This is a genomic window from Melioribacter sulfuriphilus, assembly GCF_052656625.1.
In genome coordinates this window covers 48,826-66,223 of sequence record NZ_JBQXXK010000006.1, presented here as the reverse complement: position 1 = coordinate 66,223, position 17,398 = coordinate 48,826, and the positions used below count along the sequence as shown (strand labels likewise).

Sequence of the window (17,398 nt, the reverse complement as noted above, 5' to 3'; positions counted from 1 at the left end):
ACCCCGCTCCATTCGCGGGGTCAAATCTTTTGTGAAAGAGTTTATAATTTAATTCTCTTTTGCGCCTCTTCTGCAATTTCTGCCGAAACAATAATTCTTCCACACGATTCGCACGAGTAGAGTCGCTTGTTTTGTTTTATTTCCAGTTGTCTCTGAGGGGGAACAATATTATGGCAACCCGAGCAAGCTGCTCTGACGATTGTTGCAATTGCTTTGCCGCCAAGAGCCTTACGGATTCGCATGTAAGTATTGTAATCGGGTTTTCTTACTCTGGCTGCTGTCTTTTCCCGAATTTCTTTTAACTTAATTTCTTCTCTTTCGTTAGCCTTAATAATTTGTTTTAGTTCCGCTTCTTTAACTTTGAGTTCTTCATTAAGTGTATCGAGCTGAGGTTTCACTTCATTTATTTCGTTTTTCAATTTTTCGATCAAATTTTCGAGGGCAGTGTTTTCTTCTTCGAGCTTTTTAATTAATTCTTCGGCGTGGTCAATCTCTTTTGTAAGAGCATCATATTCTTTATTGTTTCTTACTTGATAAAGCTGACTTTTGAATTTTTTTAGATTTCCACGAAGACGCTCGATCTCATCGTCGTTTTCTCTTCTTTTTTTCAGAGAATCTTCTTTTTCGGTTTCCTTCGTACGAATTTGTTCTTGAAGTAATTCGATTTGTGTAGTAAGCTCGTTGACGGCGGCAGGCAGGTCACCCCTCAACTCTTCAAGCTGATCGAGTTGATCGTCAATTAACTGTAATTCATAGAGTACTGTTAATCGTTCTAACAATTTATTTATCTCCTTTATGTTTATAAAACTTTATCGGATTTGTACTGCGTGTGTATTTATAGATTTTGATTTCTTTGTCGTTTATAAACTTCTCAATTCTCTTTTTAACTTCGTCTAGAACGACCACTTCTGTTTCGTAATGTCCCGCATCGATCAGATGAATTTTATCAACAGCATCGTGAAATGTGTGATATTTGATATCAGCAGTGACAAATGCGTCGGCGCCTAATGCGATAGCTCTGCCAAGTAATTCGGAACCGGAACCCCCACATACGGCAACTTTGCGGATTATTCTTTGTTTCCCTTCAGTGAATCTGAAAGCTTCGAGTTTTAGAGACTCCATTAAATGGTCGTAAAAAGCAGAAGGTGTCATATCAGACGGCAATTCACCGATACAGCCAGCGCCGTAATTTTCGTTCTTATTTTTTAACGGGTAGATGTCGTAAGCAGGGGTTTCGTAAGGATGGTATCTCTCAATAGCCTCGAGTATACGGGGTAAGTGCCAGCTGTCGACAATTAATTCAAGTCGTATTTCCGTAGCTTTTTCGAAAATGCCTTTTTTGCCGACTACAGGATTTGAATTTTCGCTGCCTTGAAATGTACCTTCCCCTTTAAGACGGAAACTACAGCGTGAGTATTCGTCAATTATACCGCCTCCTGCTTCAAACAATTTTTCGGAAAGTAAGTCAACCGACTCTTCAGGTACAAAGACCACAATTTTAAGACGGTTGGAATCGGCATTTTGGAGAAATTTGATGTTTTGTAGATTTAATTTTTTTGCCAGTGCAAATGATACCCCGCCTTTGGTAAAATCGAGATTCGTATGTGCTGAATAGACGGTTAAACCGTTCGTGATAATTCTTTCTATTAAATTGTCCCTGTCGAATTCGATTTTTTTAATTGGATTGAAAATAAATGGATGGTGGGTGAAGATGAAATTACATTTCTTTTTGATGGCTTCCGAAACAACATCGTGATTTAGTTCGAGACATAACAGAATGTTTTTCAATTCTTTGTTCCGGGAGCCAATTTGAATGCCGACGTTATCTCGTTCCCATGCAGCTTCTTTTGGCGCCCACTCTTCAAGATACTTTGTCAGTTCGCCTATTTTCATATATATGCAAAAAAAAATGCACCCCGATTTTATTGGAGTGCATTTTTACCTTTAAGAATTATTACTGTAAGTCTCTGGTATTTTCGTTTTATAACTAAATGTGTCCATAATTATGTACAAAAATATGATTTCCAGTCTTCAATTTCAACACTGGCAAAAAATTAATCTTTTTCGACCCATTTCCCGTCTTCTTTGATCAATTCGATCAATTCGTCGAGAGCATACTCTGACTTGATATTCTTTTTGACAATTTCCTTTCCGCGGTAAAGAGTGATTCTGTCAGGGCCAGAGCCGACGTAACCATAGTCGGCGTCTGCCATTTCTCCCGGTCCGTTGACAATACAACCCATGATAGCAATTTTTACACCTTTTAAATGCTCGGTTCTTTTTCGGATTTTGTTTGTTACTTCAACCAGGTCGAACAATGTTCTGCCGCACGATGGACATGCGATATATTCGGTTTTGGAGATGCGAGTGCGAGTTGCTTGTAATATTCCAAACGATATTCTATTAATTAATTCAGTTGTTTTTTGGTCGCAGTTTTTATCAACAGACGAAATCCAGATCCCATCACCCAGTCCGTCAATCAGTAAAGCTCCAAAATCGGTCGATGCATAAAGCATTAGTTTTTCCGTGTCGCTTGTGTCGTAACTTCTCCGAATGACGATGGGATTTTTTATATCGTTTTCAATCATGTGAAAAAAAACTCTCCGCTGTTCGGCCATGCCGTGCAAATTACTTGTGGTCAGAACAAAAGTAATGCGTGGATCGTTTTTAATAATTTCGAGCGATTTATTTTTTAAATCGTTAACGTTTATTTCCACAAAATTCATTATAAACGATTTTGATTTAGACTGGACGAATTCTTTCGTCGAACTAAAATATGGGAAATACTCGGTTTTGCAATTCAAAATAATCCATTTGTCGTAATCTAAGATTGGTTTAAGATTGGTGGGTAGATTAAATGATGGAATATTTTTTCCGAGGTAAATACAATCGGCCGATTGGTCAGAGTAATTCCATTTGTCAGTTATTTTGTTGTATGTGTAGCCGATAGCACTGAGTTGACTTTCATCTTTTAAGTCGATATATGAAAAGTCGGCTATAACTTTCGGCACATTATTTTCACCAAAATCGGAGACGGCAAAAGTTTCCCGTCTCTTGTAGTTGAATGGATCGATAACGGCTTTTTTAATTGAGGGAATGGAAACGTGTCTACTGCGGTTTTCATATCTTTTGGCAAGTGTGATTGCCACAGGAATTTCGTTTTCGGGTTCTTCAGTCAGCGAAACACGAATTGTGTCGCCGAGCCCATCTTCGAGCAATGTACCAATTCCCACTGCAGATTTGACCCTTCCGTCTTCGCCATCACCAGCTTCTGTCACACCCAGATGGAGAGGATAATTGTAACCCTCTTCTTCCATTTTGTTGACGAGCAGTCGGTAAGCTTGCACCATAATTTGCGGATTGCTGGCTTTCATCGAAAGCACAATATCATGAAAATTTTCGTCCCGACAGATTCGCACAAATTCTAAAGCCGATTCTACCATTCCTAACGGTGTATCACCATAGCGGCTCATTATTCTGTCGGAAAGTGAACCGTGATTTGTTCCGATTCTAATTGCTGTGCCGTATTCCTTGCATATTTTGAGGAGTGGCACAAAACGCTCGCGTATCCTTTCTATTTCTTCTTCGTATTGTTTGTCGGTGTATTCAATGGTCTGGAATTTCTTTTTGTCGGCGTAATTTCCAGGATTTATTCGAACTTTTTCGACAATTCGTGCGGCTACTTCGGCGGCATTTGGTGTGAAGTGGATATCTGCAATCAACGGAACTTTGTAACACCTTTTGTGAAGTTCTTTCTTGATATTTTCAAGATTACGAGCTTCGTTTATGCTCGGAGCAGTAATGCGAACATATTCGCAACCTGCATTAATTAATCGGATCGATTGATTGACGGTTGCAATTGTGTCCATTGTGTTTGTTGTCGTCATCGATTGGACTCTTATCGGATTATCGCCACCGAGTGGAATGCCACCGATATTTACTTCTCTCGTTTTGAACCTTTTGTATCGTGTTGTGCTAACGCAGTATTTATATTTCTTTATATCCATTTTTTTCATTTTTTAATTAAACTGATAAACGTCTCGATAAATTCAATTGCCGATTGCGGATCCCGCGCTGTAATGATTCTCCCGTCTTTAACGACGGGCACGTCTTTGTATTTAATGCCTGATGATATTAATTCCGGTTTATCCGACGGGTAACAAACTGCTTCTTCGCCAAGTACACCGGCTTTTGCCAGAATCAATGGTGCGCTGCAAATTGCGCCAATCGGCTTTTTAATTTTATTAAATGCCTGAACAATTTTTATCAATTTTTGATTCCCTTTATAATTTCGTGCTCCAGCTCCACCCACTATAATTAATCCTTCGAAATTTGTCGGATGAATATTGTATAATTGAATGTCGTTTTTTACTTTTAATCCAGTAGAACCGAGGCATATGCCCGTTGCATCGGATGCAATAAAATAACTAATCCGCTCTTTTTTGAGTACAGAAGTTATTGCAAGATATTCCTCTTCGCTAAAATCGATTTGAGGGAGAAATAGTAACAGACTTTTCGGAATCAATAAATTTCTTTCCATGATGGTTATGCTAAAATAACAATATTAAAATTGACGGGCAATGTTGATTCGTTACCACTTAATGACTTAAGTTTACACGACTGATAGGAGACGGTTTGAAGAGATGAGAATACCTGAGGAAAAGATAGAGGAGATACGAAATGCAGCGGACATAGTCGATATTATTAGTCGGGAAGTTTCATTGAAGAAGCGTGGTAAAAATTTTGTTGGCTTATGTCCTTTCCATTCCGAAGATACCCCTTCTTTTACTGTTAGCAGGGAAAAACAGATTTATCATTGTTTCGGTTGTGGAGCTGGCGGCGACCTGTTCCGATTTATGATGGAGTTCAAAAAAATTTCGTTTGTCGAAGCTGTTCAGGAAATTGCCTCTTTAGTTGGCATTCCGATTCAACCCGAAAGTGGATATTCAGAAAAATATAAAACACAGGAAGAACTATACGATATCATGTCGATAGCTATCAGATATTTTACAGAAATTCTTCATAAAAGCAAAGAAGCCGAAGAAGCAAGAATTTATCTCACCAGACGAAACATTAAGCCTTCGACACAGAAACTGTTTAATATCGGATTTGCGCCTTATGGATGGGACAACTTTTTAACATTCGCAAAACAAAACGGGGTTGACCTTCAAAAAGCAAAATTGCTTGGACTTATCGATACAAAGCAGAACGGTGATTACTACGATAAATTGCGCGGCAGAATAATATTTCCCATTCATTCTACAAATGGAAGAATAATCGCATACGGAGCGCGTATACTCGACGATTCCGAAAAAGCCGCTAAATACATCAATTCGCCAGAAACCCCAATTTATTCCAAAAGAGAAGTGCTCTATGGTTTGTTCCATTCAAAAGAGGAAATACGAAAGCTCGACAGGGCTATACTGGTTGAAGGTTATATGGATTTGATTTCGCTCTTTCAAGAAGGAATTCAAAACGTGGTAGCTTCCTCAGGGACTTCATTGACAGAGGAACAGGTTACACTATTGTCAAGATTCACCAAGAATATTTATGTCTTATTCGACGCCGACGCCGCAGGCCAAAATGCAGCTCTCCGAAGTATTGAAATCCTTTTGAAGCATGATTTCGACATTAAGGTAGTTTCGCTGCCTGAGGGTGAAGACCCCGACTCATTCATCAAAAAACACGGCAGGGAGAAATTTCAGGAGCAGCTCCAGAAAGCACAAAATTTCTTCGAATTTACGGCTTCAAAATTTGACTCCGAAGGAAAATTCAACGACCCGTCGACTTCGGCGGAGGCTTTAAGAGAGATTATTAAAAGTCTTTCGCTTGTGAAGGACGAATTGAAACTTAACTTTTATATAAAATCGATTGCCAGAAAATTTAACTTACGCGAAAAATTGATCGAAAAAGAACTTGACGAGTTACGTAAAAGTTCCGTCGGCAAAAAAGAAGCGGGAAAAGTTTCGTCTGCTGGTTATGTCAGACCACAGATCAGTAGAACTCAGAAAGCAAATCCTTATGAACGCGAGTTGGTACGTCTTTTATTAAGTGGCAAAGAAGAGATTGTGGACTTTATTCTCGAAAAAGTTGGGTCGGAATCGTTTCGCCATCCGAATCTGAAAAAAATTGCAGAAATTGTGGCTGAATGCCATAAACACAATAATGTTTCAACCGCTTATATACTTGACCACATTACAGATGAGAGCTTGAGGGAATTTTTACGGTTATGGTTGATGAAGGACGAAGAGACATCATCAATCAGCGATAAATGGGAAAACTTTTATACAAGCGGAAAACTCGAAAAAGATACGCTTGCTCATGCAGTACAAACTGTAAGAAATTACTTTATCTTTAGAATCGATGAAGAAATAAAAAATAACAACGAATTAATTCAAAAGAACAACGATGAGTTACTTCATCTGGAATTGCTGAAACGGAATAAAGAACTGTACGAACAAAAGAAAGAGTTGTTGAACAACTGAGCCGAAAAATGAATTATAATCCTGCCCTTTACGAAATTAACATCCGTACATTTTTGAAAAGATTTGGAAAGAATGCCACATTAGAAAATATTCCGCATGACTTCTGGCTGGAACTCCGTTCAAAAGGAATCGATTATGTCTGGTTAATGGGCATCTGGAAAACGTGCGAAAAAAGTATCGACAAATATTGCTTTGAAGATTATCTGATTAAAAGCTACGACAAAGCGCTCAGCGACTGGCGCCGAGAGGACGTTATCGGGTCGCCCTTTGCAATCGACAGGTACGAGGTTAATCCCCGACTCGGTTCTGAGGAATCGTTATTAAAATTGAAGAAACAACTCAACAAAATCGGAATTAAGCTGATCCTCGATTTTGTGCCGAACCATTTTGGAGCAGATACAAGTCTTTTGAGCGAAATTCCGGAAATTTTTTTAAGAGTTGAAAAATCGAATTATTTGAAAGACTCACACACATTTTTCAAACCATTTGACGAAGAAGGATATTATGCACACGGTAGAGATCCCTTCTTTCCGGCATGGCAGGATACGATCCAAGTAAACTTACTGAGTAGAAAAACACGCAGCTATTATATCGAAACATTAAAGAATATTACAAACCTTTGCGACGGCATTCGATGCGATATGGCTATGCTTGCAATGAATAATGTATTCAAAAATACTTGGGCCGGGGTTTATGAAAATTCGAAAACCGAAGCTTCGGATATCGAATTCTGGGAAGAGATTATTGGAGCAGTACGGTTGTATCGGAGCGATTTTATTTTTATTGCCGAAGCTTACTGGGACCTCGAATGGAAATTACAGCAGCAAGGTTTCGATTATACTTACGACAAAAAATTAACCGACAGAATTACAGCAGGATATGTTAGGGATATTCACGACCATCTAAAAGCTGAGGAATCCTATCAAAAAAAATCAGTTCGATTTATCGAAAACCACGACGAAGAAAGATCTCTCGCGTTACTCGGTAAGGAAAAAGCCTTAGCAGCGGCAGTAATTATCAGTACCATACAGGGGATGCGTTTTTATTTCGACGGGCAATTCGAAGGTAAAAAAATAAAACTTCCAATCCAGCTCGGCAGAGAACCTGTTGAAGCTGTAAATAAAGAAATAAAAGATTTTTATGAAAAACTTTTGAAAATAACATCGTCAGACGTTTTTAAAAAAGGTAAGTGGAAACTCCTTGAACCCGAGCCCGCATGGGAGGGAAATTCATCACACCTGAATATGCTATCGTGGGAATGGAGATACAAAAATAAAAATTGTCTGGTGGTGATAAACTTCTCGGACAAAACATCTACGTGCAGACTTAAATTTGACCTCCGAAACTATGACGAAGTGATTGTTCTTAACGACTTGCTGAACGATAAAATTTATAGAAGGAATTCTGAAGAAATTATCATGCAGGGTTTGTACATCGAACTCAAACCATATTCTTCACATATTTTCATTTGGGAATAAGTAATAAAACAAAATCACCTACTTCATAGAAACTTTTGATAAATATCACATCAATAAATACTTGATAATTTTTAATTATAAAAAAAATTGCTATCTTTTATATCACTATTTGCTTCAAAGTGCTTTAAATTTATTGTCCTGTAAACTTTCAAAAGGGGGAAAGTTGGGAAGTAAACCGAAGATGGTTTCATTTTATGAAGAGGGCAAATTAGAAGCACTTGTCTTACTTTTAAAGAATTTACCAGTTCCTGCATTTCTGTGCAAAAAACGTCCCCGTAAAATTATTGCAGTAAACAAAGCTGCCTGCCAGCTGTATGGTTACTCCGAAAAAAAATTTCTGCAGATGCAATTTGACGAATTATTAATTGATAATAAGACTCCATTTAAACACAAGACAGGTACAGGAAAACCAGTTAATGTAAAACTTGCCCATGAGGAAATTGAACTTAATGGCAGAAAATTTCTTCTGTTACAGGTATGCGATGTAACTGAAGAAGCGGCAGCTCTCGATAAACTCCTTATTTCCGAAGAAAAATATAGAACTACTCTTTATAGTATTGGTGACGGCGTTATAGTAACTGACGACAGAGGGTGTATTACAATTATGAATCCGATGGCCGAGAAATTAACTGGATGGAGTGAGAAAGACGCAAAAGGAAAGAAACTCGTATCCATATTTAAGATTGTAAATGAATTCAGCCACAAGAAAGTTGAAAACCCGGTTTACAAAGTTTTAAGAAAAGGAATTGTAGTTGGACTGGCGAATCATACACTTCTTATTTCGAAAGATGGAAGTGAAATTCCGATACTCGATTGCGCCGCTCCAATTAAGGATAAAAGGGGTAAATTGGTTGGTGTCGTTCTTGTATTCAGAGATCAGACAAAAGAAAGAGAAGCACAAAGGAAAATCGAAGAAGCCCGCAAATTTGCTGACAGCATAATAGAGACTATTCGAGAACCTCTTGTGGTTCTCGATAAAAATTTTAAAATAATCAGAGCTAATAAATCCTTCTATTCAAAGTTTCTTACGAATCAGGGTAAAGTTGAGGGAAGGTTTTTTTTCGATATCGACAATGGCGCATGGGATATTCCCGACCTGAAAAAATTAATCAAAAAAATTCTTCCTCAAAATACTTCTTTTAACGATTTCGAAGTCGAGCATCGCTTCCCGAGAATTGGCAAAAAAACAATGCTTCTCAACGCCAGAAGGATTTATAGAGACGGCAATAAAACAGAGATGATATTACTGGCAATTGAAGATATTACAAAAAGAAAAGAAGACGAAGAAAAAATAAAAAAATACAACCAGCTTTATCAAGTATTGAGTAACGTAAATCAGGCAATAGTGCGCATCAACGACGAGAAAGAATTATTAGCAACAATTGCACAAATTGCCGTAACAAAAGGAGACTTTAATTTTGCGTGCATAGGAAAACTTAGCGGCAAATCTATCGAAATTGTATCGAAATCAGGCAACGAAGAGCTATTCCCATTTGAAAATATTCCTGTCTATAAAACTAAATCGAATTTATTGATAGATGCATTGCTCAAAAAAGAAAAACAAATTATAAATAACCTGCAAAACTTCAATAAAAGCAAATACCTGAAAAGAGCCGTCGACATAGGGGCCAAATCGTGTGCTCTTCTGCCAATTACTCTAAATGGCGAAAGCTGGGGTTTGCTGATTTTAATTAGTGAAACACCGAAATTATTTGATGCCGACGAAATTAATCTTCTCGACGAACTCATCCTCGACATTTCATTTGCACTCGAATATTATAGAAAAGAAAAGGAAAGATTAATTGCTGAAAAAGCAGTCCATGAAAGCGAGGCTCTCTACCGAACGCTCCTCGAGTCAAGCGAAGATTCAATTTATCTTGTCGGTACCGACGGAAGATATCTTTATGTAAACAATAAATATTTGTCGAGATTGGGAATGCCTGCCGAAGAAATAATCGGTAAGCATTATTCCGAATTTCACACTCCCGATGGCACCGAGGATTTCTTAGCGAGAATTAATTATGTGATTTCGAACAAAAAGTCGGTCACTTACGAATACAGAAGCAATCGCGACGGGCACTACTTTATACGCACGCTAAGTCCTGTAATCGACAAAGTCAGTAATGCCGTTAATGCCGTTACGATTATATCGAAAGACATTACCGAGCGTCGGCTAACCGAATTACAATTGAAGGAGAGCGAAGAAAAGTTTAGAAAACTCGCCGAATCGACCAACACAGCAATCTTTATTTATAAAAACACAAAGTTTGTATATGTCAACAGAGCAACGGAAATTCTGACGGGTTATAGTGCAGAAGAATTATACGAAATGAATTTCTGGGATGTTGTTCATCCGGACGACAGGGAATTGATTATTAGGAGAGGGATGGCTCGCCTGAGAGGCGAAGCGGTACCATCAGCTTATGAATTCAAAGTATCCAGAAGAGACGGCATGACGAGATGGGTCAGTTTCACTGCAACTCTGATTGATTATCAGGGAGAGACGGCGGCTATCGGCACGGCATTCGATATCACAGAAAAAAAATTTGCGGAAGAAGCCCTTAGAGAAAGTGAAGAGCGATTCAGAACTATATTCGAAAACCTTACTGTAGGTGTTTACCGCGCAGATTTCAACGGCAGATTAATTATGGTTAATCCATCATTCGTAACAATGCTTGGCTACGAAAACGAAGAGGAAATGCTCAAGAATAATACTATTAAAGATTTTTGTCAGGATTTAGAATTAAGGAATAAATTTTATAATATTCTTCTCGAAGAAGGAATTGTTTATCGATTCGAAGAGGTATGGAAAAAGAGAGACGGAAAATTAATTAATGTCAAAGAAAGCGCTCGTGCATACAAAGACGATAAAGGCAATATCTCTTTTTATGAATGCGTTGTGGAAGACATTACTATCCTTAAAAATGCTGAGCGCGAATTAATCCTCGCCAAAGAAAAAGCTGAAAAAGCCGACCGTATTAAAACAAATTTCCTGGCTCAAATTTCCCATGAAATCAGAACACCAATAAATGTGATTGTTAATTTCAATAATCTAATTAAAGAAGAAATAAAAAATTACATTAGTGACGAAATTATGGATGGTTTTTCTGCTGTCGAACAGGCAAGCAGAAGAATAATTCGTACAATCGACTTAATATTGAATGTTGCCGAAATTCAAACCAATGCTTACGATCCGATATTCAGAAATGTTAATATCAAAGATGATATAATTACCAATGTGATAATGGAATATTCAATTTATGCAAGGATTAAGAACCTTTCATTGAGTGAAAATTATCAGACGGATCAATTAAATGTCTGCTGTGACGAGTACAGTGTATCTCAAATTATTGCCAACCTCGTCGATAATGCAATTAAGTATACGCCAGAAGGCAAAGTAGAACTTAATGTAAGACGTAACGAATACAATAAGCTTGTCGTTGAAATAAAAGATACAGGCGTTGGAATGAGCGACGATTTTTTATCACAACTTTTTAAACCTTTTACTCAGGAAGAGTCCGGTTATACAAGGAAATACGAAGGCAGCGGACTCGGGTTGGCATTAGTTAAATATTATTGTGAACTCAACAATATCGACATAAATGTAGAAAGCAAGAAAAGCCACGGAACAAAATTCACACTTATATTTAGTTAAAATTTATTATTTATTTTAATGAGATTAATTCATAAGTTTAAATGAAAAATTAAGGGAAAGCAAGAAATGAGCGAAGCCAGAAAACCCACTCTTTTGATTGTCGAAGACGATTTTGAAAATCAAAAATTCCTTCAGCTCTTTCTTAAAAGAAAATTTGATGTCGAAGTGTGCGATTCAGCCGAAACTTTCTACGAAAAAATGAAAGAAAAAAAGATCGATATTATTCTTATGGATATCTCGCTCAGAGGAAAAAAAGACGGGCTCCAACTGACAAGAGAATTGAGGGAATCTGAAGAATATAAAAATATGCCAATCGTTGGTCTCTCGGCACATGTTTTTCAAAGAGACAAAGACAACGCTTACAATGCGGGTGTCGATATCTTCCTAACAAAACCAATTTCAAACAGCGTTTTGATGGAAACGCTTATTAAAACACTCGAAAAAAAGACAGGAATTAAAGTCGAATAATTTTTATCGAACTTTTCGATTTTCTACTGCGTCTAACGGGGCAAAATTAATCGAGGTATTTAATGAAAAAAGTGATCATTTTATTGATTGTCCCATTAGTATATAGTTTCGGACAAAATTACAATTCTGATGCAGAGATGCATTTTCACAAATGGTGCAATTGGTATAAAGGCTCGCCCATGCTCGAGCTAAATTATGGATTGGCTTATCCCGAGTATAAGAAACTTCAGGGAAATTTTGCTGACTTTGCTGCTATCGATATTAAACTTGGTTATGCACAAATTGACACCTTTGAAATGAATGTAATTCAACTGAACGAAAAGTTTTTGACTGGCGGTAAAGTCTCTTCGAAATTCCTCGAAGATGAGAACGGAGGCTACAAAGCCGATATATGGAAATTCGGATTCGGCGAACGAGATGGATACGGATACAGATTCAATAAAATTGGTGTCGAGCTTTATACTCAGCAGGGTTTCCTCTGGTCAGATTTTAAATTGGAGGAGGGAAACAGCACCGACACGGAATCGTTGCTTGAAGATATTCAACTACTCAAACGTTTCGAAAGCAGAATTCGATTTGGTTCGAATGGCGAAGCAGGATTAAAGTTCCGATTTGGAAATTATCTGGCAATTAATGCCGCTTATGAATACAATCAAATTTTCCCGCGACACCTTTTCTGGAAACATCTGGGTAGCCTGGCAATCGAAAACGCAGCCAGTCAGCTGCTCGATGAATTTATAGATGAAGTAGCATATTCCTCACCCGTTGCCACTCCTTTAGTTCATGCCCTCTTGAAAGGTGGACTCTCCTACGCATTTTATGAGTTGAGAAAAGAAAGAATGAACTGGCCATTTGAGAGTGAATCTCCACTTAGTTACGCGGTTTTAAAATTTGGAGTTTCATTTACTTTTTAAAATAAAAAAGCCTTCTTATTAAAGAAGGCTTTTGCTTTTATATAAGATTAATATTCATTCCAGCTTTTTATTTCGAGATTCTCGGGATTTTTATTTACCAGAGCCTCGGCCAATCTCATTGCAAGTTGACGGTTTGTTATCAGTGGAATTTTATAGTCAACGGCTGTTCGTCGTATCAAGTAGTCGTTTGTAAGTTCTTCTTCCTGGAAATTTTTCGGGATATTAATAACAAGATCGATCGCTTTTGATTTTATTAGATCGAGAGCATTTGACTTCTTCCCATTCAAAGGCCAATCGACTGTGTCGACCGCAATACCGTTTGAGTGCATAAACTTGGCGGTACCAGGCGTGGCATAATATTTTACTCCGGTTTTCTGGAGTTGCCTCAGCGGTTCGAGAAGCTCTGACTTCGATTCGATTGTACCCGAAGAGACCAGTATCGATTTAATCGGGAAACGGAAACCAACTGCAGTTAATGCCTTTAAGAATGCCTCGTCGAAATCTTTACCAAGGCAGGCAACCTCGCCTGTAGAAGCCATTTCGACTCCCGTTGTTGGGTCGGCACCTTCAAGACGCGTAAAAGAAAATTCGGGCGCTTTGACTCCAACATAGTCGTAATTGAACAAGAAGTCGTCCCACTTTTCAACTTTTTTACCGATTATAACTTTTGTAGCTATATCGATAAAATTTCTCTTGAGAGTTTTGGAAACAAAGGGGAATGACCTGGAAGCTCTAAGATTGCATTCTATGACTTTTACTTTATTGTCTTTTGCGAGAAACTGGATGTTAAAAGGTCCGTTGATATTAAGTGAGCGTGCTATGTCCGAAGAGAATTTTTTGATTTGCCGCATAGTTTCGAGGTATGTTCTTTGTGCGGGGAGTACGAGAGTAGCGTCTCCCGAGTGAACACCCGCATTTTCAACATGTTCGGAGATAGCCGAACAAACGATCTCTCCGTTTTGAGCTACAGCGTCGAATTCGAGTTCTTTTGCATTAACCAGGAACTTAGAAATAACGACAGGATGTTCGGGCGAGACGTCAACGGCCTTCTGCAAAAAATTTGTAAGTTCAACATCGTCTGTGGCAATTGCCATTGCTGCACCACTCAATACGTATGAAGGTCGCACGAGTACGGGATAACCTACTTTATTGGCAAATTGAAGAGCATCGCCTACCGTTTTAAGTGCGCTCCATTCGGGTTGTTCAATTCCAAGTTTATCCAGTAATGCTGAAAATTTTCTACGATCTTCAGCACTGTCGATCGATTCGGGAGAAGTACCGAGAATCCGTATCCCGATCTTATGAAGTTTTAAGGCGAGATTATTCGGCGTTTGACCACCCATCGATACTATTACACCACGAGCTTTAATCTGGTTGTAAATTTCCCAGATGGTTTCTGTTGTAAGTTCTTCGAAAAAGAGTGCGTCAGATTGGTCGTAGTCCGTACTTACTGTTTCAGGATTGCAATTGATTATAACTGACTTGTAACCCTCTTCTCTCAATGTCTTGCTTGTATTTACACAGCACCAGTCGAATTCGACTGAACTACCAATTCGATATGGTCCTGAGCCAAGAATAATTATGCTATTTTTTAGTTCTAGAGCCGAATCGTGCCTGGAGCAATTGTATGTAAGATAAAGATAATTTGTTTGCGCGGGATACTCAGCTGCTAACGTATCGATATGCTGAATAAAAGGGTGAATGTCATGTTTGATGCGGAGTTTATAAATATCGTGAGCGTCTGTATTGGTAAGGTTTGCAATTTGTCTGTCGGAAAAACCGTGTTGTTTGGCTTCTAAAAGCAATTCTTTGGTTAAGTGTTTAGAGCTCTGAATTTTCTTCTCGATTTCGACAATGTTCTGAATTTTATAAAGGAACCATTTATTAATGTGCGTCAAATTATGCACCCAATCGACCGAATAGCCGTTTTTGAGGGCCTGTACGACTGCAAACATTCGTTCTTCTGTCGGATTGCTGAGAGCTTCTTCGAGATTGTCAAATTCGATTTTTGTTCGACTGGCGGTCAATCCCTCCACTCCAATGTCGAGCATACGCATCGCTTTTTGAATTGCCTCTTCGAATTTTCGACCAATTGCCATAACCTCGCCTACCGACTTCATCGAAGAGCCCAACTTGCGTTTGACCAGTCTGAATTTTTTTAAATCCCAGCGCGGAACTTTGACGACGACATAATCGAGTGCCGGTTCAAAAAATGCTTTTGTTACTTTTGTAATTGAATTCGGCAGCTCGTGCAGTCCGTACCCGAGCGCTAATTTGGCGGCTACGAATGCAAGTGGGTAACCGGTGGCTTTCGATGCCAGAGCAGAGCTTCTCGAAAGTCGAGCATTGACTTCAATAACGCGGTAATCATGAGAATTTGGATCAAGTGCAAATTGAATATTGCATTCACCTACTATTCCAAGATGTCTTATTGTTTTGATAGCAATTTTTCTCAACTGATGATATTCTTCGTTTGTCAATGTTTGACTCGGAGCCACAACGATGCTTTCACCGGTATGAATTCCCATCGGGTCGATGTTTTCCATGTTACATACAGTTATGCAATTGTCGTAGCGATCGCGCACAACTTCATATTCGATTTCTTTCCAGCCTTCGAGATATTCTTCAACCAGAATTTGAGAAGTATACGAAAGTGCTTTCGAGGCTAATTTTTCGACTTCTTTTTTGTTGCGACATATTCCAGAACCAAGTCCGCCCAATGCATACGCAATTCGAATGATTACAGGGAAACCAATTTCCTTTGCATACTCAACGGCTTCTTCGGTTGAATTTACAGCTTTACTCTTTGGAAATTTAACATCGATTTCAGAAAGTTTATCGCAAAATAACTGACGGTCTTCTGTATTCTCAATAGCTTCGATTTGCGTGCCGAGTACTTTTACTTTATACTTGTTAAGAATCCCCTGCCTGTGAAGGTCGAGTCCACAATTCAATGCGGTCTGACCACCAAAACCGAGTACAATTCCATCGGGTTTTTCTCGTGCAATTACACCTTCTACATACTGAGCCGTAATCGGAAGAAGATAAACTTTGTCGGCAATGTAATCCGAGGTTTGAATTGTAGCTATATTGGGATTGATTAGAATTGTATAGATTCCCTCTTCCTTGAGAGCTTTAATGGCTTGCGAGCCAGAGTAGTCGAATTCACCGGCTTCACCAATTTTGAGTGCCGAACTACCAATAATTAATACTTTTTTGTATTTCATCGATATTCTTCTTTTAATTAAACATCCTTAAGAAATTCGTCAAAAATGAATTCGGTATCGACGGGACCAGGAGTAGCTTCAGGATGAAACTGAACACTTCTGAACGGCAGCTTTTCGTGAATCATTCCTTCATTTGAGTAATCATTTAAATTTTCGAACCACGGCAACCAGCCTTTAGGCAATGTTTTTGTATCGACAGCAAAGCTGTGGTTTTGAGAAGTTATGTAGCATTTATTGGAATCGACAACTTTAACAGGCTGGTTCTGGCTGCGGTGACCATATTTTAATTTATAAGTTTTGGCGCCTGCTGCCAGAGCAAGTATCTGATGTCCCATACAAATTCCGAGTGTGGGAATTTGCTTTTGAATTAATTTGCGAACGGTTTCTACGAGTTTTTTATAAACAACCGGATTGCCCGGTCCATTTGATAAAACAACACCATCAAAATCTTCATTCGAAACATCGTAGTCGTATGGAACTCTAAGTACTCGTACCTTACGGTCAATCAGGTTCGTAATTATACTCTTTTTGCAACCACAATCAATCAACAGTATTCTTTTTTTGCCGCTGCCATATTCGTATTTCTGATTGATAGTTACTTTTGAAATTAAATTGTCTGTATCCGGATCGTAATAATCAATCGGTTTGCTATCCGTTATTATTTTACCGAGAAGTGTACCATGTTCGCGTAATATTTTTGTTAAACCTCGTGTATCGATGCCGTATAGTCCAGGAATATCGTAAGCTTTTAACCATTCATCGAGACTTTGATAGCCATTCCAGTGTGAATGTTTTTCGGAATACTCAGAGACAACAATTGCTTCGACCTGAATTTGTTTCGACTCGAAAAAAGGAGGCAAATCGTCTGAATCGTTCAACTGTGGAACCCCATAATTACCAACGAGCGGATAAGTAAAGACGAGAATCTGACCTTTGTACGAAGGGTCGGTCATTGTTTCAGGGTAGCCCATCATTCCTGTATTAAATACAACTTCGCCCGCCGCATTTCTTCTGCTTCCGAATAGAAAACCTTCAAATACGTTCCCGTTTTTCAGTACAAGTCTGGCTTTTCGTTTGGGCATAATTTTTCTATCTTTCATATCGTCATATATCTCCAAGTTATTTTTGGGAGGAAGTCTACAATAGGATGTTTGAACAAATTGCGCAAATT

Annotated in this window: 11 protein-coding genes; 5 read left to right on the top strand and 6 right to left on the bottom strand. The window is 38.5% G+C overall.

Annotation, left to right across the window (positions count from 1 at the left end):
- Positions 1–41 precede the first annotated feature (41 nt).
- The 4 genes from ACUN8G_RS08985 to ACUN8G_RS08970 all read right to left on the bottom strand — a co-directional run bounded on the left by ACUN8G_RS08985 (position 42) and on the right by ACUN8G_RS08970 (position 4,540).
- Positions 42–779: a zinc ribbon domain-containing protein gene (locus tag ACUN8G_RS08985; protein ID WP_437346736.1), complete on the bottom strand. Its 738-nt coding sequence runs from the start codon at positions 777–779 to the stop codon at positions 42–44.
- Between the two features lies 1 nt (position 780).
- Positions 781–1,893 carry a Nif3-like dinuclear metal center hexameric protein gene (locus tag ACUN8G_RS08980; RefSeq protein WP_437346735.1) on the bottom strand — a complete coding sequence of 371 codons (1,113 nt, stop codon included), beginning with the start codon at positions 1,891–1,893 and terminating at the stop codon, positions 781–783.
- A gap of 161 nt (positions 1,894–2,054) precedes the next feature.
- Entirely contained in the window at positions 2,055–4,007 is a 1,953-nt protein-coding gene (ispG, locus tag ACUN8G_RS08975) for a (E)-4-hydroxy-3-methylbut-2-enyl-diphosphate synthase (protein WP_437346924.1), read from the bottom strand.
- A gap of 5 nt (positions 4,008–4,012) precedes the next feature.
- On the bottom strand, positions 4,013–4,540 hold the full coding sequence (locus ACUN8G_RS08970; protein WP_437346734.1) for a DJ-1/PfpI family protein: 528 nt from the start codon (positions 4,538–4,540) through the stop codon (positions 4,013–4,015).
- 103 nt (positions 4,541–4,643) lie between these two features.
- On the opposite strand from ACUN8G_RS08970, the gene dnaG reads away from it, so the two are divergent.
- From dnaG to ACUN8G_RS08945, 5 genes are all read left to right on the top strand, one after another.
- Positions 4,644–6,485, top strand: a complete 1,842-nt coding sequence (gene dnaG / locus ACUN8G_RS08965; protein WP_437346733.1) for a DNA primase — start codon at positions 4,644–4,646, stop codon at positions 6,483–6,485.
- A gap of 8 nt (positions 6,486–6,493) precedes the next feature.
- A complete protein-coding gene (locus ACUN8G_RS08960) occupies positions 6,494–7,963 on the top strand; it encodes an alpha-amylase family glycosyl hydrolase (protein ID WP_437346732.1) in 1,470 nt (489 codons plus the stop codon).
- A gap of 163 nt (positions 7,964–8,126) precedes the next feature.
- Positions 8,127–11,618: a PAS domain S-box protein gene (locus ACUN8G_RS08955; protein WP_437346731.1), complete on the top strand. Its 3,492-nt coding sequence runs from the start codon at positions 8,127–8,129 to the stop codon at positions 11,616–11,618.
- 66 nt (positions 11,619–11,684) lie between these two features.
- Positions 11,685–12,086, top strand: a complete 402-nt coding sequence (locus ACUN8G_RS08950; RefSeq protein ID WP_437346730.1) for a response regulator — start codon at positions 11,685–11,687, stop codon at positions 12,084–12,086.
- Between the two features lie 62 nt (positions 12,087–12,148).
- Positions 12,149–13,000: a hypothetical protein gene (locus ACUN8G_RS08945; RefSeq protein ID WP_437346729.1), complete on the top strand. Its 852-nt coding sequence runs from the start codon at positions 12,149–12,151 to the stop codon at positions 12,998–13,000.
- Positions 13,001–13,047: 47 nt separating this feature from the next.
- Here ACUN8G_RS08945 and carB read toward each other — a convergent pair whose 3' ends face one another.
- Entirely contained in the window at positions 13,048–16,227 is a 3,180-nt protein-coding gene (gene carB / locus ACUN8G_RS08940; RefSeq protein WP_437346728.1) for a carbamoyl-phosphate synthase (glutamine-hydrolyzing) large subunit, read from the bottom strand.
- Positions 16,228–16,244: 17 nt separating this feature from the next.
- On the bottom strand, positions 16,245–17,327 hold the full coding sequence (carA, locus tag ACUN8G_RS08935) for a glutamine-hydrolyzing carbamoyl-phosphate synthase small subunit (RefSeq protein WP_437346727.1): 1,083 nt from the start codon (positions 17,325–17,327) through the stop codon (positions 16,245–16,247).
- Positions 17,328–17,398 lie beyond the last annotated feature (71 nt).

What these genes read in the sequence shown, in the direction of transcription:
- ACUN8G_RS08970 (WP_437346734.1), bottom strand. Translation starts at nt 4,540, where the DNA reads ATGGAAAGAAATTTATTGATTCCGAAAAGTCTGTTACTATTTCTCCCT.
- ACUN8G_RS08950 (WP_437346730.1), top strand. Translation starts at nt 11,685, where the DNA reads ATGAGCGAAGCCAGAAAACCCACTCTTTTGATTGTCGAAGACGATTTT.
- ispG (WP_437346924.1), bottom strand. Translation starts at nt 4,007, where the DNA reads ATGGATATAAAGAAATATAAATACTGCGTTAGCACAACACGATACAAA.
- ACUN8G_RS08945 (WP_437346729.1), top strand. Translation starts at nt 12,149, where the DNA reads ATGAAAAAAGTGATCATTTTATTGATTGTCCCATTAGTATATAGTTTC.
- ACUN8G_RS08960 (WP_437346732.1), top strand. Translation starts at nt 6,494, where the DNA reads ATGAATTATAATCCTGCCCTTTACGAAATTAACATCCGTACATTTTTG.
- dnaG (WP_437346733.1), top strand. Translation starts at nt 4,644, where the DNA reads ATGAGAATACCTGAGGAAAAGATAGAGGAGATACGAAATGCAGCGGAC.
- carB (WP_437346728.1), bottom strand. Translation starts at nt 16,227, where the DNA reads ATGAAATACAAAAAAGTATTAATTATTGGTAGTTCGGCACTCAAAATT.
- ACUN8G_RS08980 (WP_437346735.1), bottom strand. Translation starts at nt 1,893, where the DNA reads ATGAAAATAGGCGAACTGACAAAGTATCTTGAAGAGTGGGCGCCAAAA.
- carA (WP_437346727.1), bottom strand. Translation starts at nt 17,327, where the DNA reads ATGAAAGATAGAAAAATTATGCCCAAACGAAAAGCCAGACTTGTACTG.